This window comes from Aldersonia kunmingensis, assembly GCF_001646865.1.
Lineage (GTDB): Bacteria > Actinomycetota > Actinomycetes > Mycobacteriales > Mycobacteriaceae > Aldersonia > Aldersonia kunmingensis.
In genome coordinates, this window is the sequence record NZ_LRRB01000250.1 from 24,499 (window position 1) to 44,977 (window position 20,479).

Below are 20,479 nucleotides of genomic sequence, written 5' to 3' on the forward strand. Positions count from 1 at the left end.
ATCGAGTCATGGCATCTGTGGCCCAGTGGATCGAAGGCGCACGCCCGCGCACCCTGCCGAACGCGATCGCCCCGGTGTTCGCTGGAACCGGTGCGGCGGCGTCCATCGACGGCGCGGTGTGGTGGAAGGCGCTGCTGGCGCTCGTGGTGTCGTTGGCCCTCATCATCGGCGTCAATTACGCCAACGACTATTCCGACGGAATTCGCGGCACCGACGACGACCGAATCGGTCCGCTGCGCCTTGTGGGCTCGCGGGTCGCGACGCCGACCGCCGTTCGCAATGCCGCGGTGGCCAGCCTGGCCATCGCGGCGGTCGCGGGCCTGGTGCTCGCGGTGACGACGGCATGGTGGCTCGTCGCGATCGGCGCCGCGTGCATCGCCGGCGCCTGGTTCTATACCGGCGGGCAAAAGCCATACGGCTATAGCGGCTTCGGCGAAATCGCGGTGTTCGTCTTCTTCGGCCTGGTGGCTGTGCTCGGCACCCAGTACGTGCAGGCGGAAGAGGTGGACTGGGCCGGCCTGGTGTGCGCGGTCGCGGTCGGCAGCTTCTCCAGCGCGGTACTGGTGGCCAACAACCTGCGCGATATCCCGACCGACACCGTCTCGGGCAAGATCACGCTGGCCGTGCGATTCGGCGACGCACGCACCCGCGTTTTGCATCTCGCGTTGCTCGCGGTTCCGGTCGTCGCGACGCTGGTCCTCGTCGCGCGCTCGCCGTGGGCGCTGGTGGGCCTGCTCGCCGTGCCGCTGGCCGTGCGCGCGAATGCGCCGGTCCGGTCCGGCGGCCACGGGATGGAACTGATTCCCGCACTTCGCGATACCGGTCTCGCGATGTTGGTGTGGTCCCTGGCAACGGGCATCGCGCTCGCGGTCGCCTGAGTTCAGTCCTTGTCGGGCACGAGCAGCCCGAGCGCGAAGTTCACGATCGAGATGATGATCCCGCCCCAAACGGCGGTCCAGAAGCCGTCGACGTGCAGCCCGTAGTCGGTGGTCTCGGTGATCCACGACGTGAGCATCAGCATCAGTGCGTTGATGACGATCAGGAAGATCCCGAGGGTGAGAATCACCAGCGGCAGCGACAGCAACTTGACCAGCGGCTTCACCAGCATGTTCACCACAGTGAACACCGCGGCAATACCAAGAGTGACCACGACATCCCAGGTGGTTCCCCGGCCGGAGCTCGAGATATCGATACCGGACACCCAGGATGCCGCCAGCCACAGCGCCACCGCGTTGATCAGCACGCGCGCAAGGAAAATCATGCTGCGATGCTGGCACAGTTCGAATCCCGGCGCCTCAGGCGGCTCGATCGAGCAGGTCGAGCACCTTGGCTCGCAGATCCCCGATCGGTATGTGCGCCTCGACGAGTCCCCGCGCGACAGCGCTGGGTGCGCGCAGAATCCCGAGCAGTAGGTGCTCGGTGGCGATGCGGTCGTCCTTGCGCGCGATTGCTTCCCGCAGTGCGAGTTCGAGCGTCTTCTTCGCGCCCGGCGTGAACGGAATGTGATTGCCGCGCAACCGCGCGAGGAATCCGCGCGGCTCGTCCGAGTCGGCCGTCGGTCGTTCCACCGCATCCTCACCAAAGGTCTCTGCGAGGCTGCGCCGGACGGCGTCGAGATCGATCCCGATCGAGCGCAGCGCCTCGGCGTCCTCCTCGCCGAACGGCTCCGAACCCGGCTGGTCGATGCCCGCGCTCAACGCACTCGTCGCGGCATCGAGCGTCAGCCCGTGTTGTTCGAGCAAGATTGCGAGCGGATGGTCGGCGCTCGCAAGCACACCGAGCAGGATGTGTTCGACGTCGATAACCGGACTGTTCAGGCCGCGCGCCTGATCCTGCGCGGCAATCACGGCGGCCCGGGCGTCCTTGCTGAACCGCTCGAACATCAGCGGATCCTTCCTCGTCGGTTGTGCTTCTGATGGACCGCCTGCCTGCTCACCTCGAGGGAGTCGGCGATCTGCTGCCACGACCAGCCCTGGGTGCGGGCGTTGTCCACCTGGATCGCCTCGAGCCGCTCGGCCAGCCGTCGCAGCGCGAGTACCGCGCGCAGACCCACCTTCGGGTCGGGGCTGCCGGCGGCGGCAGCGAGGTTCGTCGCTTCGGTCATGGTGTCAATGTAGGTTGACAGCTCGGATCCGTCAATGTTGATTGACAACCTGTGCATGAGCGCACTCCATTTTCCGGAGTGAACGGAAGCGTTCACCCCGTCTAACGCAACAAATCTTCCGTTCACGACCACTTCAGATGAGCGCTGCAGAAGCGCTCGGTCACCGTGATCACGAGCAAATGGCCGCCGCAACCCCAATTATTGGGGCCATCCGTTCGGTGTCGCGAGACCGAACAAATGGCCGCCGACACGCCGATCCGAGGGGCCAGATGCTCGTGATCACCGCGAAAGCAGCGCGCTCAGGACGCCGGCCAGCTCCCGGTCTTGGCGAAATCGTCGAGCTGGGCCGCGGGACCACTCAGGTCCATCCCCTGCTCGCGCACCCAGTCGTCGTCGAAATACGTTCCGGTATACCGGTCCCCGCCATCACAGAGCAGCGTGACGACGCTGCCCGACCGGCCGGCCGCGAGCATCTCGGCGATCAGTCCGAACGTGCCCCACAGGTTGGTGCCGGTCGATCCGCCGACGCGCCGACCGAGCGCCACGCTGCCGTGCCGCATCGCCGCGAGGGACGCCGCGTCGGGAACGGCGATCATCCGGTCCACGACCTGCGCGATGAAGGACGGCTCGACGCGGGGGCGCCCGATGCCTTCGATCCGCGACGACATCCCGGTCTGGTACTCCCGCGCGCCCGTCTCGTACGAGCCGAAGAATGCGGAGTTCTCGGGGTCGACGACCGCGAGCCGCGTGTGGTGTCGTCGATAACGGATATAGCGGCCGATCGTGGCGCTCGTCCCGCCGGTGCCCGCGCCGACGACGACCCAGTCCGGCACCGGATGCTGCTCGAGGGCCAGCTGCTCGAAGATCGACTCGGCGATGTTGTTGTTCCCGCGCCAGTCCGTGGCCCGCTCGGCGTGCGTGAACTGGTCCATGTAGTGGCCGTCGGTCTCTTCGGCCAGCCGCGCTGCCTCGACGTAGATCGCCGAGGGCTGGTCCACGAAGTGACAGCGCCCGCCCTGCGCCTCGATTAGCGCGATCTTCTGCGGGCTCGTGCTTGCGGGCATCACGGCAACGAATTCGAGGCCGAGCAGACTCGCGAAATACGCCTCGCTGACCGCCGTCGATCCCGATGACGCCTCGACGACGGTGGTGCCTTCGGTGACCCAGCCATTGCAGATCGCGTAGAGGAACAGCGACCGGGCCAGCCGGTGCTTCAGGCTGCCGGTGATGTGGGTGGATTCGTCTTTGAGATAGAGCTGCACCGACCAGTCGGCAGGTAGCGGATATCGCAGCAGGTGGGTGTCGGCGCTGCGTTGAGCGTCCGCCTCGATGAGCCGGACCGCATTGTCGACCCATTCACGGGAGACGCTGCGGTCAACGGTGGTCATCGCGACGCGCTCCCGCCTTCCCCGTCGCCGCGGCGGGCGGCGCCATCCTTACCGTCACCGCGCAGCTTGGCACGCAGATCCGCCTTGTCGCGGCGGCGCTTCTCGTCGACATCGGTAATGGATTCGTTGACCTGGATGCGCAGCTTCTTGAACAGCACGAGCGACAGCGGAAGTGCAATGACTACGGCGAAAATCAACGCGACGAGCAGCGGAACATCGACGTCTACGAGCGCTGCAACACCGAGGATGACGGCCGCGAGAACGATGACGAGACCGAGCCGTGCCAAGGTGTAGAGCGCGAGGTTGCGTGCCAACCGACCGCCCGGGCTAGTCGTCGAGTGGGGAGTCGGAGTATCTTCGGCCACCAGGTCAGCGTAGGCGATGCGCTGCATGCGCCCGCTCGCCGGGACCGGAATCCCGCCCAATCTTTGGCGAGTCCCGAGTATCCGTTTTGTCCATTACCTCCCCTTTACCTGAATTAGAGGGTTCGAGTACCCGGGCCTCCGAATGCAACTATGGCGACGGCAACCGACGTCGAGAACCCGGGGGTAAAACCGATGACCGCACCCGCCTTTCATGGTGGCCACGAAGCCTTGATGACCCCTGGGCAGGTGGCGGCGCTGTTCCACGTCGATCCCAAGACCGTGACCAGGTGGGCGCTCGCCGGACGGCTGAGTTCGCTCCGCACACCGGGTGGTCATCGCCGGTTCCGCGAGGCCGAGGTCATGAATCTGCTGGCCTCCCTCACCACCGAAGCAACGGTCAGCTGACCTCTGCTTTGACCTATCGACCGGTAGGTTTTTACTTGCCGCCCGGTTAATAGCGGGTGTATTTTCGGCCCACAGGAGGGTCGCGATGGCACCTAACGTCAGGTCGTCCGGTTCGCCCGAAGGGCCGGACCGTGTGCCCGCTCGTGCCTGGTGGCGAAAATACGCAGCCGCACTGATCGTCAACGACCCCTCGCGGCGCGTAGTCGGCACCGCACGCCGCCCCGCCTGGTGGTTCGAAATCGCGCTTCTTGCCGCGTGCTACGCCGTGTACAGCATGATTCGCAACCATGTCGGCAACGTCCGCGAAGCGGCCTACGCGAACGCGAACATCATCGCCGACATCGAGAACGCCCTCGCGATCGATGTGGAACCCCTGCTCAATGACTGGCTGCACGGGAATCCGGTAGTCGCGGTCCCGTCCTGCTTCTACTACGCGTCACTGCATTTCGTCGTCACACCGGCGCTGTTGATCTGGCTTTACGTCCGCCGCCCACAGGTCTACACACGGGCGCGCTCCGTACTCATGCTCGCGACGGGTGCGGCCCTGATCGGCTTCTATCTCACGCCGACGGCGCCACCGCGCCTGATCGGCGAGCCCAATGGACTGCACGACATCATGGCCGAGTTCGCCGGCTGGGGTTGGTGGCCCGACAGCGGCGCGCCTGCCTCGGATGCGATCTCCAACCCGTACGCCGCAATGCCCTCGGTGCACTGCATGTGGGCGATCTGGGTCGGGCTGGTCCTGTTCGCCTGCGCGCAGCCGATCTGGCTCCGGATGGTCGGCCTCGCCCACCCCATCATCACCGTTTTCGTGGTGATGGCGACCGGCAATCATTTCCTGCTCGACGCCGTCGCCGGCCTGGCATTGCTGGCCATTTCGCTGCTGGTCGTCGTCCTACTCAGCAAGCGTCGTAGTGCGCGACAATTGACCCAGAAAAGCGAGATCGAGGACAGAGAACTGGCAGCATGACTGCCCCATCGCCCACCCGCGAAGGCACCAGGGAACGCATCCTGGCTGCCGCTGTCGTCCTGTTCGCCGACCACGGTTTCGAGGCGACGTCGCTGCAACAGATCGCCGATGTCCTGCCGGTGACGAAGGCCGCGCTGTACTACCACTTCCGGTCCAAGGACGATCTGCTCGCCGCGCTCGTCGAGCCGATCTTCGCCGACCTCGAGGCACGGCTCCGGGCCGCCGAGATCGACAAGCCGTCGCCGGCCGCCCGCCGCGCGGCGCTCACCGATTTCCTCGACGGACTCCTCGCACACCAGCAGCTGATCGGGTTCATCACCCGTGACCCCGCGGCCCGGGCGAACCCGATCGTCCTCGCGCAAACCGAGCGCGTTCGCGAGCACATCGACACTCTGCTGCTCGGCGCAGACCTCGACGAGTCCGAGCAGATCGTGGCGAGCATGGCGCTCGGCGGCATGTACAGCGCAGTCGTCGATCATGGTGACGCCGACCCCGATCTGCTCCGGCCGATAGTCGTGGAATCCATCGAGGCGATGCTGCGCACCATCCGCCGCCGTCACAAGGTCGCGCACTGATCTCGGCTGACCCCACGCGTATGCCTTTGTGACCTAGCGGCGCTAGTCTCGACAGCAGGAGGTGGGCGTCGTGATCTACGTATTGGCGCTGATCGTGCTGGTGACGCTGGCCGTGCTGGCCTGGAAGGCATTCGGTCCCCAGTTGCGCACGCCGAGTCCCGGGCGAGTCCGTGGCCCGGAGGACGATCCCGACTTCATGTGGCGCATGAAGCGCGAGCGCCGCTCCGATGGACCCGAGCCGGACCAGCGCGACGCGCAGTAGGTCCCTAACCGCTCGGGCGAGTTCGAAGCCCGTCCAGAATCACGTTCATTCCCGCGACGGCCTCGTCGTGTGCTGCTGTCGAACCGCCGGACGTGGCGATGAACAACGCGGCTTCGTCGAGCGCGGCGAGCAGGATGTTCGCCAGGACATCGATCGGCACCCCTGCGGCCAGGTCCCCGTCCTTCGACGCCTGCTCGAGCAAGGCGCGCATCACCGTGACCCCGTGGCGACTCTCGATCTCTCGCCAGCGCTGCCATCCCAAAACCGCGCGACCGTCGATGAGCAGAATTCGTTGCACATCGGGACTCAGGCAGGCTCGAAGAAATGCGTGCGCTTCCTGCTGCAGGAGATCGAACGCCCCGGCGTTGTCGGTCACGGTGAATTCGGCGGCAACATTTCTGAGTAGCTCTTGCTCGATATCGAGCACCACCGCCTCGAAGAGCGCCTTCTTGTCTGCGAAGTGGTGATAGAGCGCCCCGCGCGTACCTACTCCGGCGGCAGCGACGATCTCGTCGGTGCTGGTGTCGTCGAAACCCTTGGTCACAAACAACTTTCGCGCGGCGGCAACGAGGGCCTCCTTGGTGGCCTCGGCCTGCGCCGCCCGGCGTGCCCGGGTGGGGTTGGGGTCCGACGAGGCAGCGCTCACGGGAGAAACCCTATTGCACTCGTGGGGTGGCTGAGATACGGTCGCATCTCACATACAGCTGTATGTGAAGTTCCAACAGGCACGGCCCGGAACTCGGGGGCCTCGGCGCACCCGAATGACTGCTGCCCAAATGCATTACGTCCCAGCATGTTCACTGTCGAACAGGAGCGTTGTGCGAACGAGAATTCTGACCGCCGCGTGTGCGACCCTGATGTCCGTAGGTGCCCTGGTGGGCCCGGCAATCGCGACTGCCCAACCGAGTTTGGATTGCAGCCCGCAGGCCCTGAAGAACCGCGGCTACTTCTCCAATCAAGGCGACGGAACCGTTTCCATACTGGACCTCACAACCAATCGCGTGGTGGGAACGATCGGCGGGTTCGAGCATCCGTGGAACGTCAACGTCAACGCCGACGGCACAAAGTTGTATGTGGATGACGTCCCGGTATTCGATCTCGGTTACGCAAATATCTCCGTCGTCGACACCTGCACCCACGCCGTGCGGAAACGGATTCCGACGTCCGGCTTGGCCATCGGGTCGGCCCCCGCGCACGGACGCGAAGTATTCACGGCGGCGTATATCCCCCGGGAACTACTCGTGCTCGACACCGCACGGGATGAGGTGACCGCGACCTATCGCACTACATCGATTCCGTCGGGCGTGATCGGTGATGAACATGGAAAAGACTTGTGGGTCACCGCCTTTCCGAACCTCGTCTACCACATCGACCGACGGACCGGCGTGTCCACCGAGAGCACTCCCATCTACACCGCCGGGCCGGCACCACAGCAGATGGCGCTCTCACCGGACGGATCCACGCTGTCCGTTGCGGACAGCACCGGTATCTCCCTCATCGACACCGCGACGAAAAGCATTCGCGCGCGAGTGGTCCTGCCAGGGGAGTTGAGTTCCCCCGCGTACGGCGGCGTGAGCCCCGACGGGAGACACCTGTGGATGGCGTACTTCAGCGGCCAGGTCGCCGTCATCGACATCGCCACCGGACACGTCCGCCGCATCCACCAAACCGGCGGCTGGGGCATCGGCGTCACCTTCTCCAAGGACGGCAGCCGCGTATACGTCCCGACAACCCCGCCGGGCACGGTTATCAGCCCCTTGGGAATCGGCTATGCGATCCCGGCGTTCGTCAAGTCCTGGCGCCCCGGTGGAGTTGTACGCATCTATGACACAACAACATTCGGCGAAGTCGGCGAGATCACCGCTGGAAACCTACCAATGGCCGTCGCGATTCCCGGGGTCGTGAAATAGGGGGTCCGCATATGGCCGACATCCCACGGCGCTCCGCGCTGATCGGCGCCGCACTCGCGACCGCCGGGGCCTTCCTGAGCGGATTGAGCCCGGCGCACGCGTCACCGCCGTTACGTGAACTCCGCACTCGAGCGGTCGTGATCGGCGCCGGCCTGGCGGGCGCTATCACCGCATACCGGTTGGCAGAGGCCGGAGTTCAGACCCTCGTGCTCGAACGAGGCAGACGCTGGGCGGTCAGCCCCGCCGGAAATACCTTCGCCACCACGCGCGCTGTCGACAAGCGGGTGTTCTACGCCGCCGGGTCCCCTCCCCTGCCCGGTGTCGACCTTCCCATCGAGCCGTACCCGGGAATTCTCGAGATCCTGCCCGGCGACGGGATGGCGGTAGTGTGCGGCGCGGGCGTCGGCGGCGGCACCCTCGTCTACGCGGGTGCCACGATCCGGCCTCGCGAAGCGGCATTCGGCGAGATGCTGCCCACGGTCGACTGGCGAACGATGGACGCCGAATACTACCCCCGCGCGGCGCGACGACTGCAGGCCACGCCCGTTCCGGATGACGTTCTGGCGCACCCGAATTGGACCGGGGTGCGCGCTTTCATGAAGATGGGCGAGGATGCCGGGATGCGGCCGGAACGCGTCCTGCAGACCGTCGATTGGAACATCGTCAGGCAGGAACTCGCCGGGGAGCGGGTGCCTGCGCTCAGCATCGGCGAGTACCTCCTTGGCGTCAACAGCGGTGCGCGGAACTCCGTCGACAAGACCTATCTGGCGCAGGCGGAACGCACCGGCAAAGTCAGCGTCGCGCCGTTGCACCGCGTTCTGGACATCGGATTCGACGCCAGGACCAGTCGCTTCACACTGACCGTGGAGCAGGTCAGCGAGACCGGAGCGGTCCTCGCACACGTGCGCGTCGTCGCCGACGCGGTGTTCTGCTCCGCAGGGTCGGTGGGAACCTCGAAGCTGCTTGTCGCCGCTCGCGAGACCGGGACGCTGGTCAATCTCAACGAGGAAATCGGTCGGCACTGGGGCGGCAACGGCGACGAAGGCTGGGCCAACCTGCTGACATCGAGCCCGATCGGGGTGATGCAGGGCGGTGGCATCAGTGCCGCGATCCGCGACGACACCAACCCGGCCAGGCCGACCGTCCTGGAGAACGTGGGTCTCCCCGTTCCATTAGAAATGCACGTCATGGGCATGCTCTGCATGAGTGTCTGCCCACCGGCGGGCGAATTCCGCTACCACGCGGCGACCGGTGACGTCACCCCGTTCTGGCCTGCAGGCGTCGAAGCCGCCGACCGGGCGGCAACCCGCAACCTCGCCCGAACAGTCGGCGCCGGCCCGAACACGTCGGGCGCCGAACTGTCCGTGGCGATCGATCGAGCCATCCGTGCCATCGCCGACCAACCCGGCATGAGCACTCAGGCCCGCGGACTAATGCACCTGCTCACAGGCGCCCCGACCCGCTCGGTCAATGTCGGGCCGCTGGCTCCCTTCACCGGGCACCCACTGGGCGGTGCCACACTGAACACCGCGTGCGACAACTTCGGACGGGTCGACGGCTATCGCGGGCTGTACGTCACCGACGCTGCGCTCATCCCCGGTTCGACCGGTGGATGCAATCCGACGTGGACGATCGCAGCGCTTGCCGAACGGTGCCTCGACACCATCGTCCAGCAGGACGTTGGGGTGGTGTTCTAGCCCGACTGGCGCGTGGTCGTACGGAAACGATCTTCGAATGGCACAATCAGCGGTATCGAGATCGGGAATTCGATGTGAGTCCCCGGATCGAGTTTGTAGGGAGTATTGGTATGACGCAGGGCACTGTGAAGTGGTTTAACGGCGAAAAGGGCTTCGGCTTCATCGCACCCGACGACGGAACTCCGGACGTCTTCGTGCACTACTCGGAGATCCAGGGCAGCGGCTTCAAGTCGCTCGAGGAGAACCAGCGGGTGGAGTTCGAGGTGGGTCAGGGCCAGAAGGGCCCCCAGGCCACGAACGTTCGGGCTGTCTAACAAGCCTTCGAGGACCGCATCCGACTGATGCGGTCCTCGCTCGTTAGGCCCAGTTCTTCAACAACCGGCGCGAGGATCCTCGGCCGGGGAGCTAGTTCAGCCCTGCATAGCTGTGCAGACCACTCACCACCATGTTGATGATGAAGAGGTTGAACAGCATCGCCGTGAACCCTGCGACGTTGATCCACGCCGCGCGGGTGTCACGCCATCCCGACGTCGCGCGGGCGTGCAGGTAGGCCGCGTAGACCACCCAGGTGATGAACGACATCGTCTCCTTGGGATCCCAGCCCCAGAACCGGCCCCAGGCCGCTTCGGCCCAGATCGCGCCGAGGATGACGCCGGCACCGAATAGCGGGAAGCCGATGATCGTGGTCTTGTAGGCGAGCCGGTCGAGCGTGCGGGCATCCGGCAGTCGCCGCGCGATCGCACCGATGCGGCCGTGCTCCTCGCCCTCCGGCTGGCGCAGCCGCAGCAGGAACAGCAGGCTCGCGATACCGGACACCAGGAAGATCCCGCTGCCGGTGGAAACGATAGTGACGTGGATGGGCAGCCAGTAGGAGCGCAGCGCGGGCACGACCGGTGCCGCGTCGGCGTAGAGCACGGTGGCTGCGAGGAACATCAGCACCATGACCGGCACGATCAGGAACACCCACATCGACCGGTAGCGCTGCCCGCGCAGGAACACCAGGCCGACAACCATCGCCGCAGCGGTCGCCATCGTCACGAACTCGTACATGTTGCCGAGTGGGAAGCGGTGTGTCGCGAACCCGCGCAGCACGATCGAGCCGACGTGCAGTGCGACGCCAACGATGAGCACGGCGTAGGCCATGTTGCCCAGGCGCTCGGACCACGGCTTACGCGGCGCTTCGACCACGCGGCCGGGCACTGCCGACGTCGGCGAAGCGACACCACCGGCCGCGACGAGCTCGCGTGCCTCGGCCTGCTTCGTGCGCGCACCGGCGTACTGCCAGATGAGCAGGACGAACGCGAGGAGATACACCGCGAAGGCGCTTTCGAACGCCAGGTCGCTGTATCCGGCGATTGTCTCGTCGATCGGCATGGTCACTCTCCGCTTGATGCGTTGTCTCGCTCGCCCGGAAGCAGGCGGCTGCGCAGCCGGTCGAACTCGTCGCCCCAGCCGGCATGGTCGGTCCGGGCGAGTCCGCCCAGCTCTACTACGGTACGTCGTGAACGGGTCTCTGCGCTCCCGGGTCCGTCGGCGGCCGGGTACGCGCGCACCCAGATCCGTCGTCGCCGGATCAGCAGCGACACCAGCAGACCAGCCATCATCGTGATCGCACTGATCAGCACCCAGCCCTGCGCGGGGTCGTGGCTGACCTGAAGGTTGACGAACTCCTTGGCGCCGTCGAACGTCACCTTCGTGCCGTCGGCGAGCGTCGTGCTCTCCCCCGGCTTCAGGTTCACCCGGGCCTGCTTCACCAGCCGGTCCTGCTCGATCAGGCTCTTGTCGAGCGAGAACAACGACTGCGGCTTGCCGGTGTCGAGCCCGGTATCGCCCTTGTAGACGTCCACCGCGACAGCGGGATCGGTCATCTCCGGGTACGCCGAGGTGAGCAGCTTGCCGTTGAATGCAGCTGTCGGCGCGAACAGGCCCTCGATGGCGATCTGCTGCTTGCGGCGCTCGTCGTTGTTCGGGTACATCCCGCCCGGCGGGTCGAACCGCAGCGCACCACTGGACAGGAACGTCGTCGCGTCGTCCGGCCGCCACTGCACTGTCTCGGTGCGGGTCTCGCCGTTGGGGAAGGTCACCGTGAAGGTTGGCGCGTAGCCATGGCCCTGCAGGTACACCCGATCGCCCGCGACGCGCAACGGGTGATTGACCTGCAGCGTGGCCTCGCGCCAAGTGTTGCTGCTGAGGTCGTCGCCAGCCTGGTAGGCGATGTTGCTGGTGAACATCTCGGCCTGGCCGTTGTCGAGGTAGTCGGCCTTGAAGTCCTTCACTCGGATGCAGACCGGAGTCATTCCGGTGCCGTCGCGCACATTGCCGGCGCGGAAGGAGTCGAAAACGGCGGGCGAGGTGCTGCAGAAGCCCGGACCGTCGTCGGCGATCACGATCACTGTGCCCTCGTAGCCGAACAGCTTGCCGACCGCGATCGACACGAGCAGCGCGACCAGAGCGAGATGGAACACCAGGTTGCCGAGCTCACGGGTGTAGCCCTTCTCGGCCGAAAGTGTGACTTCACCCGACTGCACCGACTTATCGGACTCGCCCCGCTGGACAGTGCGCCAACCGCGCATGCGGCCGCGAATCCGCTCGACGACTTCCTCGGGCGCTTCGTCGACGGTCGTCGAGTAGTGATGCGGCAGCCGCGAGAGGTTGCGCGGCGTCGGTACGGGATCGGTGCGGAGCGCCCGGTAGTGATCGAGGCAGCGCGGCAGGATGCAGCCGACCAGCGAGACGAACAACAGCACGTAGATCGCGGTGAACCAGAAGCTGGAGAACACGTCGAACAGCTCGAGCCGGTCCATCCACGGGCCGAGCGTCGGGCGGTCGAAGATGTACTGCTCGACCTTCTGCTCGTTGAGACTGCGCTGCGGCAGCAATGCACCGGGGATCGCCGCGAGGGCAAGCAGGAACAGCAGGGCGAGCGCGGTCCGCATGCTGGTGAGCCCGCGCCAGGTGTTGCGCACGAACGCCAGGACTCGGCCGGGCAGCGACTGACGCTGCGGCGCGGCCGGACTGCTCGGCGGTGCCTGGGTGGTTGTCATATCGGCAGCGTCACCTCGGAGACGAACGCGTCCCGGACCCAGCCGACGAAGTCGTCCCACATCCCGGTCACAAGGGCGATGCCGACGAAGACCAGCATGACCCCGCCGATCACTTGGATGGTGCGGGCATTGCGCCGCAACCAGCCCACGCCGCGCAGCGCACCGGCCGATCCGAAGGCGAGGATGACGAACGGCAATCCGAGGCCGAGGCAGTACGCGATGATCAGCAAGACCCCGCGCGCGGCGGTGGTGCCGTCGGTGCCGGCGGCCACGGACATCACGCCGGCCAGCGTCGGGCCGAGGCACGGCGTCCAGCCGAGCGCGAACACCGCACCGAGCAGCGGCGCACCGGCCAAGCTGGTGATCCGGCGCGGCTCCATCCGGGTGTCGCGCTGCAATGCCGGGATCAGGCCGATGAACACCAGGCCCATGATGATCGTCACCACGCCGCCAACGCGTTGCAGCACTTCACGATTCACTGCGAGCGTCTGGATCAGCCCGAACACAGACGCGGTAGCGAGCACAAAGACGACGGTGAATCCGGCGACGAAGAGTCCAGCGGCGCCGGCGACTCGGGCCCGGCCCGTTTTGGTCGACCGTGTATTCGGGTCGCTCCGCAGGCTCCGCTCCTGCGCCGCGCCGGAAACGGTGACGGGCGGGGCATCCGCGCCGACGACGCCGGCCAGGTAGGACAGGTAGCCGGGCACGAGCGGCACGACACACGGTGAAGCGAACGAGACGAGACCGGCGAGCAGGCAGGCGCCGAGAGCCAGCACCAGCGGCCCGGTGGCCGCGGCGGTCTGGAAGCTGTCACCGACGCCTGCGAGGTTCACAACTGCTGCCCTGTCATGACTGCTGCTCGGCGGCAACGCGCGCGACGACCGGTTCGAGGTCCTCGGCGAGCAGTTCGCGCAGGAACACCGCTGCCACCCGGTGCTCCTTGTCGAGCACGAGGGTAGTGGGCACAACGCTGGTGGGGAAATTGCCGCCGAGCGCGATCAGGCTGCGCATCGCCGGGTCGTAGATCGACGGGTAGCTGATGGCGTTGTCGGTGACGAAATCGCGCGCCTTGTCCTGCTGGTTATCGCGCACGTTGATGCCGAGGAACGCCACGCCGGAGTCCTTGGTGTCGAGGTAGACCTTCTCGAGGTCGTCGGCCTCGCCGCGGCAGGGTCCACACCACTGACCCCACAGATTGATCACGACGGCCTTGCCCGCGAAGTCGTCGAGCGAGACGGTCTTGCCGTCCTCGGTCAGGCTCGGCCCGGACAGTTCGCCGAGCGTGCCCCGGCTCTCCGGCGGGTCGTAAAAGATGTCGGTCTTGCCGCCGGGCGAGACGAAGTCGAACGTGCCGCCCTGGGCGACTGCGTCCGAACCCGTCGAGCACGCCGAGGCGGCACCGACCGCGACGGCTGCGAAAAGCACAGCCGCCGTTCGAACAGAAAACACCTTCACGCGCCGGTCACCTTCGGGTCCGACGCACCGGCCGGCTCTGAGTAGACGATGTCGACGAGGGTGTCGCCGACGTACACCAGCGAGGTCAGCGACGCGAGCGAGCACTGCCGCTGCCGCGGGTCGTGCCAGAGCCGCTGGCCCTGCAGGAAGCGGCGCAGCGTCCACACAGGAAGCTGATGGGAGACGACGACGGCCTCGTGGCCGGCGGCCTCGGCGCGGGCCTTGTTGACCGCCGCAAGCATGCGGTGCGCAATCTGCAGGTACGGCTCGCCCCAGGACGGCGTGAACGGGTCGCGCAGCTTCCACCAGTGCCGCGGCTTACCCAGCGCACCGTCGCCGACGGCAACCTTCAGTCCCTCGAAGGCGTTGCCGGCCTCGATGAGGTTCTCGTCGGTCTCCACCTGCAGGCCATGCGCAGCGGCGATCGGCACAGCGGTCTCCTGGGCGCGCTGCAGCGGCGAGGCGATCACGTTGGTGATGTCGTGCCCGGCGAGTGCCTTGGCCACGGCGGCAGCCTGGGTCTGACCGGTGACGGACAGATGGAAACCCGGCAGGCGGCCATAGAGGATCCCGCGCGGGTTGTGTACCTCGCCGTGCCGCAGCACGTGCACGATGGTGCGCAATTGCTCGGTCTTGGGTTCGGTCACGAGGAAGTTCCTTCGGTTGCGGCGGCGGCAGCCTGGGCGGCGGCCGGCAGGGCGGCAGCGATCTTCTCGAACGAGGCGTCGTCCAACGCGGCCGATACGAACCATGCTTCGAACGCGCTCGGCGGGGCATAGACCCCGCGTTCGAGCAGCGCGTGGAAGAACGGTGCGAAGCGCCACGTCTCGGCCGCCTTGGCCGACGCGTAGTCGGTCACCGGCTTGGCGGAGAAGAACACGCTCACCATGTTGCCTGCGAACTGGACCTGGTGGGCCACACCCGCGGTGTCCAGCGCCGATCCGAGCAAATCGCCGAGACGCTTGGCGTTCGCGTCGAGCTTCGCGTACACGGCGGCATCGGCGGCGCGCAGCGTCGCGAGTCCGGCCGCCACGGCGACGGGATTCCCGGACAGGGTGCCGGCCTGATACACCGGCCCCGCCGGAGCGAGGTGGTCCATGATGTCCGCGCGGCCGCCGAACGCCGCCGCGGGCAGGCCACCACTCATCACTTTGCCGAACGTGTAGAGGTCGCCGGCGACGCCGTCGATGCCGTACCAACCTGCCGCGCTCACGCGGAAGCCGGTCATCACCTCGTCGACGATCAGCAGCGCGTCGTGCGCGTTGGCGAGGCGGCGCAGGCCCGCGTTGAAGCCTGGCTCCGGCGCGACCGCGCCCATGTTGCCCGCCGCCGCCTCGGTGATGACTGCCGCGATCTGACCCTGGTTGGCGGCGAAGGCCTCGGCCACCGCATCGAGATCGTTGTAGGGCACGACGATGGTGTCCCCGGCCTGCGCACCGGTGACACCGGGCGATGTCGGCAGCCCGAGCGTCGCGACGCCCGAGCCTGCGTCGGCAAGCAGCGCGTCGACGTGGCCGTGATAGCAGCCGGCGAACTTGATGATCTTGGTCTTGCCGGTGAATCCGCGCGCAAGCCGGATGGCGCTCATCGTCGCCTCGGTACCGGAGTTGACCAGGCGAACCCGCTGCACGGGCTCGACGCGACCGATGATCTCCTCGGCGAGTTCGATCTCGCCCGCGGTCGGAGCACCGAAGGACAGCCCGCCCGTCGCGGCCTCACGTACCGCCTCAACGACGGCCGGGTGGGCGTGGCCGAGGATCATCGGCCCCCACGAGCACACCAGGTCGACGTAGGAGTTACCGTCTACGTCGGTCAGCGTGGCACCGGACGCGCTAGCGATGAATCGTGGCGTACCGCCCACCGCCGAAAAGGCGCGGACCGGGGAGTTGACCCCGCCCGGAATTACCGCACTCGCCCGCTGGAATAACTCGGCCGACCTCGACGAACTGAAAGACACGACTTCCAGTGTCTCAGCCCGAAGCAAATCGGCAACGACAGGGTGTAGTGGTCCTCACCACGTTGTTGTCACTGCGCCTTCGCTGCGTAGCGTCGGTCACAGCGGGCAATCCATTTGGTTTCGGGAAATTTGCCGCGGGGGATACCGTCGGACATGGCCATCACGCGGGAACCGACGCCAACCACCGGGGACCATCTCCGTCGCGCGCTCGACGGAGTTTTGCACGACACCAAGGAAAAAGTCCGCGTCGACTTGAACCGCGACGAATTCCTCCCGCACTACACCCCGGATCTCGAACAGGCGCGCGCAAAGACGCTCGAGCAGATGCGGTTGTTGACGGCATCGGGCAACGCCGCCAATGGCTTTCGCGTGGAACATGGTGGCACCGGCGATGTCGGCGCGGCGGTCACCAGCATCGAACTGCTTGCGATGTCCGATCTCTCGCTGATGGTGAAAGCCGGCGTGCAGTGGGGACTGTTCGGTGGCGCAATCGAAAACCTCGGCACCGAACGCCACCACGAGCAGTACGTGAAACCGACCATCGACCTCGACCTGCTCGGTTGCTTTGCGATGACCGAAACCGGTCACGGCAGCGACGTGCAAGCACTAGAGACGACGGCCACCTACGACCCGGCAACCGACGAATTCGTCATTCACTCCCCCACGCCGTCCGCGCGCAAGGACTACATCGGCGGTGCCGCCCAGCACGCGACGATGGCGGCGGTGTTCGCGCAACTCATCGTGCCGACAGAGGGACAGCCTTCCGATGCTGCCGAGTCGCAGGGCGTGCACTGCCTGGTCGTTCCCATCCGCGACGAACAGGGCAACGACCTGCCCGGCGTGACCACGTCGGACTGCGGCTACAAGGGCGGACTGCCCGGAGTCGACAACGGCCGCATCGTTTTCGACCACGTGCGCGTGCCGCGGAACAACCTGCTCAACCGGTACGGCGACGTGGACGAGAACGGCGTCTATCACTCACCGATCGAGAACACGAGCCGCCGCTTCTTCACCATGCTCGGCACTCTGGTCCGCGGGCGGATCACCGTCGGCGGCTCCGCGGCGGCCGCCGCACGGGTGGCACTGACCATCGCGACGAAGTACGGGTTGCAACGGCGGCAATTCGACGCGCCCGAGTCCGACGACGAGATCTTGATCATGGACTACCTCGTCCATCAGCGGCGGTTGCTGCCGCTGATCGCACGGGCCTACGGGCTCGGGTTCGCGCAGAACGAGCTGGTCTCCACCCTCGCCCGGCTGCAGAACGATCCGTCGGAGAATCCGCAGGAGCAGCGCGAGCTGGAGAACCGCGCGGCCGGGCTGAAGGTCGCCAATACCGATTTCGCGACCCGCGCGATCCAGGAATGCCGCGAGGCGTGCGGCGGCGCGGGCTACCTGATGGAGAACCGGCTGGTCGCGCTCAAAGCCGACACCGATGTCTTCACCACCTTCGAGGGCGACAACAAGGTGCTCACACAGCTCGTCGCCAAGGAACTGCTCACCGGCTATGCCGACGAGGTGCAGGGCATGAGCCCGGTCGAGTGGATGCGCTTCGCCGTGGACGTTGTCGGCGATGTGGTGAAGAAGCGCACCGCCGCCCAGCAGATCATCCAGACGCTCCTCGACACCCGGAAGGACAACGAGGAAGAGGGCAGCCTGTTCGACCGCGGCACCCAGCTCGACATGTTCTGTGACCGCGAGGAGTACCTGCTGTCCACCGCGGCCCGGCGGCTGCAGGGCGCGTTCAAGCGCGAGGACGATCCTTTCGACGCCTTCAACTTCGTGCAGGACCACGTGCTCGCCGCGGCTCGCGCGCATATCGACCGGGTGGTGCTCGAGGCGTTTGTCGCGGGCATCGATGACTGCAAGGACGACACCGCCAAGGAACTGCTCGGCGAGCTGTGCGACCTGTACGCGCTTTCGGTGATCGACGGGGACAAGGCCTGGTTTATCGAGCACCGGCGGCTGTCGGTCGAGCGCGCGAAGGCCGTCACCCGTGGCATTAACGAGCGGTGCCGCACGCTGCGCCCGCACGCGGAAACGATCGTCACCGGCCTCGGCGTGCCCGACTATCTCCTCGGTGCCGCCATGCTCGACGGCCCCGGCACGGACGGCTGACACCCGCTTCGCCGCACACATCCTGATGGCGCGCACAAGGTTTGGGGTGCGGGAGCGTGTGCGGCGCGTCAGGAAGTGTGCGGCGGTGGGGGGTGCGAGGCGAGGACAGCGCCGTGAATCAGGACGGCCGCACGCGCAGGATCTGGTCGGTGCCGCCGCCGTTGTCGGTGGTGAGCAGGAACGAACCGTCACCTAGCGGAGTGGTCGACCGCAACCGGCCATACTGGTTCTCCAGTGCGGTCGCTTGCGCGGCCACTCCTCTCCCGTCGGGAGTCAGCTGGAAGAAGATCAGCTTCCTGGCCTGTTGCGTGGCAATCACCAGCGAATTGCTCCACGCACCCCAGCCCGGACCCGGCACAAAGGTGCCGCCCGGGGTGGCGAGCGACGGCGGCGGACCGGAAGTCCTCCACACCGCCGGAATGGCATTCGGGAAGCGAACGGTGTCGGTCATCGGCACCGACTCGTCGTAGATGCCCGGTATCCGGTTCGGCAAGTATCCGTAATTGCCGCCCGGCACAATGTGATTCACTTCCTCACCGCGGATCGTGCCCTACTCGATCGCGTAGAGCCGCCCGGTGCCGGGCTGGAATGTCAGGCCCTGCGGATTGCGGTGCCCGAAGCTGAACACCGGGCTACCCGGGAACGGATTGCCGACGGCTGGGCTGCCATTGGTGTTGATAAGCAACACCTTTCCGCCCAGTATTCGCAGATCCTGCGACACATTGGGTTGCGCCGAATCGCCCGCGCCAACCCACAGCGTGCCGTCGCCGACCGCGAGCACGCGGCAGCCGCCATGGCGCCCGCCCGAGGCCAGCGGCAGCCCCGGTGATCACGTCCCCGATGCGGTCGAGCTTGGTCCATCCTGGGTCGGCCCGCCACGCGATCACCCTGATATCGGCGCCGGGATCCCGATGGCCCTCATGGCGTTTACGCCCGGTGTGGCACACGGCCAGCCACCACTGCCTCGGCTGCAGGTTGAGCAGGTTCTGGGCGGACTCACCAAGCCGTTGGATGTGGCACGCGCGCCCGACGGGGCAATCATCACCGGCGAACGCGGTGGGCGATTCGTGGTCAAACGAGCGGACGGGTCGGTCGCGACGCTGAATGCGGACCTGTCGGACGCTGCCGTGAGTAGGAACAGAAACGCCTTGACGATCGTGTTTCGCATGCAGACACCTGCGCTCGGTCGGTCCCCCTGCTACACCGGTTACCTCACAGTGCCTAGAACCAACCCGCCGCGCCGCGGTAGCGAGAAATTCGCGCTCAGGAACGCACGAGCCGCGCGATCGCCTCGGACGCCTCTTTCACCTTCGCGTCCGCATTGGGACCGCCCTCCTTCGCGGCCTCGATTACGCAGCCGGCGAGATGCGCGTCGAGCAATTTCAGCGATACCGACTGCAGCGCGCTGGTCACCGCCGACACCTGCGTAAGCACGTCGATGCAGTACCGGTCTTCGGCAATCATGCGCGAGATGCCGGCGACCTGGCCTTCGATGCGACGCAGCCTTTTGAGCAGTTCGTCCTTCTCCGGCGAGTAGGAGTTCATTCCCCCACGATACCCCCGGCGGGTACGCAGGGCGGCGTTTCGACAGGCCCGCGAAACCGCCGGTAGATGTCGATTGCCAGCACCGCCGCGACCATGAACGCCACCGATGCCGCGACGATCCACGGACCCGAATACGAGGTGCTCTCGTAGGACGGCGCGTTTTCGTGCATCGGACCGAAGTGCGTCGTCTGCACGCCTGCCAGCCAGCACGACACCGCCACGACGACGAGCGCGAGCGACGCGACCGCCTCGACAATCGGAATGGCGCGTCGGATCACTGTGCGGCCTCGTCGCCGGAATCGGCCGGCTCGTCATCGGGATCGATGGACGGCCAGTGATCGCCCGACCCACCGAGCGCACCGACGAGTTCCGCGCGAAGCGTGGTGTCGTCTTTGGCCCATGCGCGCACCAGCACGCCCTTGCCCAACTTGAGGCCGATCGCTCCGCGCCTGCGTGGCACGTCGGTCAGCTCGCCGAGCGTACGGGCGGTCTCCCAGGCTTCGATGTCCCACGAATGGTCGTCGCGCGGCGGGAAGACCTCGAGAATCTGGGTCAGCTCGATCGTCTCGGTGCCGTTGCGCAGCATCGTCGGGGTCAGCTCCACACTCGCGTGCCGCCGTGCGGCAACCACCTGGATCGACACGGCGCCGGCAAGCACGACGGCACAGATCGGCAGGGTCAGCC

General features: G+C 66.5%; 24 protein-coding genes and 1 pseudogene. 9 read left to right on the plus strand and 16 right to left on the minus strand.

Translation table 11 applies throughout. The features are described from left to right. Positions 1 to 8: 8 nt before the first annotated feature. On the plus strand, positions 9 to 878 hold the full coding sequence (locus A8G08_RS19325; protein ID WP_068277804.1) for a 1,4-dihydroxy-2-naphthoate polyprenyltransferase: 870 nt from the start codon (positions 9 to 11) through the stop codon (positions 876 to 878). A 2-nt stretch (positions 879 to 880) separates the two neighbouring features. Here A8G08_RS19325 and A8G08_RS19330 read toward each other — a convergent pair whose 3' ends face one another. The 5 genes from A8G08_RS19330 to A8G08_RS19350 form a co-directional block, all read right to left on the minus strand. Then, the gene (locus tag A8G08_RS19330) at positions 881 to 1,261 is read right to left on the minus strand and encodes a phage holin family protein (RefSeq protein WP_068277808.1); all 381 of its coding nucleotides are present in this window, start codon (positions 1,259 to 1,261) and stop codon (positions 881 to 883) included. 34 nt (positions 1,262 to 1,295) lie between these two features. Then, a complete protein-coding gene (locus A8G08_RS19335) occupies positions 1,296 to 1,883 on the minus strand; it encodes a Clp protease N-terminal domain-containing protein (protein ID WP_068277810.1) in 588 nt (195 codons plus the stop codon). Next, positions 1,883 to 2,104 (minus strand): hypothetical protein, encoded by a 222-nt coding sequence (locus A8G08_RS19340; RefSeq protein WP_068277875.1) that lies wholly within the window; start codon positions 2,102 to 2,104, stop codon positions 1,883 to 1,885. The genes A8G08_RS19335 and A8G08_RS19340 overlap by 1 nt, the downstream gene beginning before the upstream one ends. Before the next feature lie 299 nt (positions 2,105 to 2,403). Next, positions 2,404 to 3,492, minus strand: coding sequence for an L-cysteine desulfhydrase Cds1 (cds1, locus tag A8G08_RS19345; protein WP_068277812.1), 1,089 nt, complete (start codon positions 3,490 to 3,492; stop codon positions 2,404 to 2,406). After that, positions 3,489 to 3,857 carry a DUF4229 domain-containing protein gene (locus A8G08_RS19350; RefSeq protein WP_245672906.1) on the minus strand — a complete coding sequence of 123 codons (369 nt, stop codon included), beginning with the start codon at positions 3,855 to 3,857 and terminating at the stop codon, positions 3,489 to 3,491. The genes cds1 and A8G08_RS19350 overlap by 4 nt, the downstream gene beginning before the upstream one ends. A 192-nt stretch (positions 3,858 to 4,049) precedes the next feature. On the opposite strand from A8G08_RS19350, the gene A8G08_RS19355 reads away from it, so the two are divergent. The 4 genes from A8G08_RS19355 to A8G08_RS19370 all read left to right on the plus strand — a co-directional run bounded on the left by A8G08_RS19355 (position 4,050) and on the right by A8G08_RS19370 (position 6,069). Beyond that, positions 4,050 to 4,262, plus strand: coding sequence for a BldC family transcriptional regulator (locus A8G08_RS19355; protein WP_068277878.1), 213 nt, complete (start codon positions 4,050 to 4,052; stop codon positions 4,260 to 4,262). 85 nt (positions 4,263 to 4,347) lie between these two features. Further along, on the plus strand, positions 4,348 to 5,232 hold the full coding sequence (locus A8G08_RS19360; protein WP_084436553.1) for a phosphatase PAP2 family protein: 885 nt from the start codon (positions 4,348 to 4,350) through the stop codon (positions 5,230 to 5,232). Continuing rightward, positions 5,229 to 5,807, plus strand: coding sequence for a TetR/AcrR family transcriptional regulator (locus tag A8G08_RS19365; protein WP_068277820.1), 579 nt, complete (start codon positions 5,229 to 5,231; stop codon positions 5,805 to 5,807). The genes A8G08_RS19360 and A8G08_RS19365 overlap by 4 nt, the downstream gene beginning before the upstream one ends. Before the next feature lie 70 nt (positions 5,808 to 5,877). Further along, complete coding sequence (locus A8G08_RS19370) at positions 5,878 to 6,069, plus strand: hypothetical protein (RefSeq protein ID WP_068277885.1); 192 nt, start codon at positions 5,878 to 5,880, stop codon at positions 6,067 to 6,069. A 4-nt stretch (positions 6,070 to 6,073) separates the two neighbouring features. Here A8G08_RS19370 and A8G08_RS19375 read toward each other — a convergent pair whose 3' ends face one another. Next, positions 6,074 to 6,715, minus strand: coding sequence for a TetR/AcrR family transcriptional regulator (locus A8G08_RS19375; protein ID WP_068277822.1), 642 nt, complete (start codon positions 6,713 to 6,715; stop codon positions 6,074 to 6,076). Between the two features lie 229 nt (positions 6,716 to 6,944). Between A8G08_RS19375 and A8G08_RS19380 the strand changes: the two genes are divergently transcribed. The 3 genes from A8G08_RS19380 (at position 6,945) to A8G08_RS19390 (ending at position 9,990) form a co-directional block, all read left to right on the plus strand. Further along, positions 6,945 to 7,979 carry a beta-propeller fold lactonase family protein gene (locus A8G08_RS19380; RefSeq protein ID WP_157108672.1) on the plus strand — a complete coding sequence of 345 codons (1,035 nt, stop codon included), beginning with the start codon at positions 6,945 to 6,947 and terminating at the stop codon, positions 7,977 to 7,979. Positions 7,980 to 7,990: 11 nt separating this feature from the next. Further along, complete coding sequence (locus A8G08_RS19385) at positions 7,991 to 9,676, plus strand: GMC oxidoreductase (protein WP_068277827.1); 1,686 nt, start codon at positions 7,991 to 7,993, stop codon at positions 9,674 to 9,676. 110 nt (positions 9,677 to 9,786) lie between these two features. Further along, a complete protein-coding gene (locus tag A8G08_RS19390; RefSeq protein WP_068277829.1) occupies positions 9,787 to 9,990 on the plus strand; it encodes a cold-shock protein in 204 nt (67 codons plus the stop codon). A 91-nt stretch (positions 9,991 to 10,081) separates the two neighbouring features. On the opposite strand, the gene ccsB is transcribed toward A8G08_RS19390, so the two are convergent. From ccsB to hemL, 6 genes are read right to left on the minus strand one after another with little or no spacing between them, the layout of a single operon-like run. After that, positions 10,082 to 11,050, minus strand: coding sequence for a c-type cytochrome biogenesis protein CcsB (gene ccsB, locus A8G08_RS19395; RefSeq protein WP_068277831.1), 969 nt, complete (start codon positions 11,048 to 11,050; stop codon positions 10,082 to 10,084). A gap of 2 nt (positions 11,051 to 11,052) precedes the next feature. Beyond that, positions 11,053 to 12,720 carry a cytochrome c biogenesis protein ResB gene (gene resB / locus A8G08_RS19400; protein WP_068277833.1) on the minus strand — a complete coding sequence of 556 codons (1,668 nt, stop codon included), beginning with the start codon at positions 12,718 to 12,720 and terminating at the stop codon, positions 11,053 to 11,055. Continuing rightward, the gene (locus tag A8G08_RS19405; protein ID WP_068277836.1) at positions 12,717 to 13,553 is read right to left on the minus strand and encodes a cytochrome c biogenesis CcdA family protein; all 837 of its coding nucleotides are present in this window, start codon (positions 13,551 to 13,553) and stop codon (positions 12,717 to 12,719) included. Before A8G08_RS19405 ends, resB begins: the two co-directional genes overlap by 4 nt. Before the next feature lie 13 nt (positions 13,554 to 13,566). After that, on the minus strand, positions 13,567 to 14,145 hold the full coding sequence (locus A8G08_RS19410; RefSeq protein WP_483757017.1) for a TlpA disulfide reductase family protein: 579 nt from the start codon (positions 14,143 to 14,145) through the stop codon (positions 13,567 to 13,569). Positions 14,146 to 14,171: 26 nt separating this feature from the next. Next, positions 14,172 to 14,822 carry a histidine phosphatase family protein gene (locus A8G08_RS19415; RefSeq protein ID WP_068277838.1) on the minus strand — a complete coding sequence of 217 codons (651 nt, stop codon included), beginning with the start codon at positions 14,820 to 14,822 and terminating at the stop codon, positions 14,172 to 14,174. Next, positions 14,819 to 16,141, minus strand: a complete 1,323-nt coding sequence (hemL, locus tag A8G08_RS19420) for a glutamate-1-semialdehyde 2,1-aminomutase (protein WP_068277888.1) — start codon at positions 16,139 to 16,141, stop codon at positions 14,819 to 14,821. The genes A8G08_RS19415 and hemL overlap by 4 nt, the downstream gene beginning before the upstream one ends. Before the next feature lie 144 nt (positions 16,142 to 16,285). On the opposite strand from hemL, the gene A8G08_RS19425 reads away from it, so the two are divergent. Continuing rightward, positions 16,286 to 18,250 carry an acyl-CoA dehydrogenase family protein gene (locus A8G08_RS19425; RefSeq protein ID WP_068277841.1) on the plus strand — a complete coding sequence of 655 codons (1,965 nt, stop codon included), beginning with the start codon at positions 16,286 to 16,288 and terminating at the stop codon, positions 18,248 to 18,250. Positions 18,251 to 18,368: 118 nt separating this feature from the next. Here A8G08_RS19425 and A8G08_RS26825 read toward each other — a convergent pair. From A8G08_RS26825 to A8G08_RS27595, 4 genes and pseudogenes are all read right to left on the minus strand, one after another. Further along, positions 18,369 to 19,031: pseudogene (locus A8G08_RS26825) on the minus strand (PQQ-dependent sugar dehydrogenase). 482 nt (positions 19,032 to 19,513) lie between these two features. After that, entirely contained in the window at positions 19,514 to 19,795 is a 282-nt protein-coding gene (locus A8G08_RS19440; protein ID WP_068277848.1) for a metal-sensitive transcriptional regulator, read from the minus strand. Beyond that, positions 19,792 to 20,073: a hypothetical protein gene (locus A8G08_RS19445; protein ID WP_245672908.1), complete on the minus strand. Its 282-nt coding sequence runs from the start codon at positions 20,071 to 20,073 to the stop codon at positions 19,792 to 19,794. The genes A8G08_RS19440 and A8G08_RS19445 overlap by 4 nt, the downstream gene beginning before the upstream one ends. Then, positions 20,070 to 20,479, minus strand: a 410-nt coding sequence (locus A8G08_RS27595) for a hypothetical protein (RefSeq protein WP_169823335.1), incomplete at its 5' end; no start/stop codon positions are given. The genes A8G08_RS19445 and A8G08_RS27595, both read right to left, overlap by 4 nt.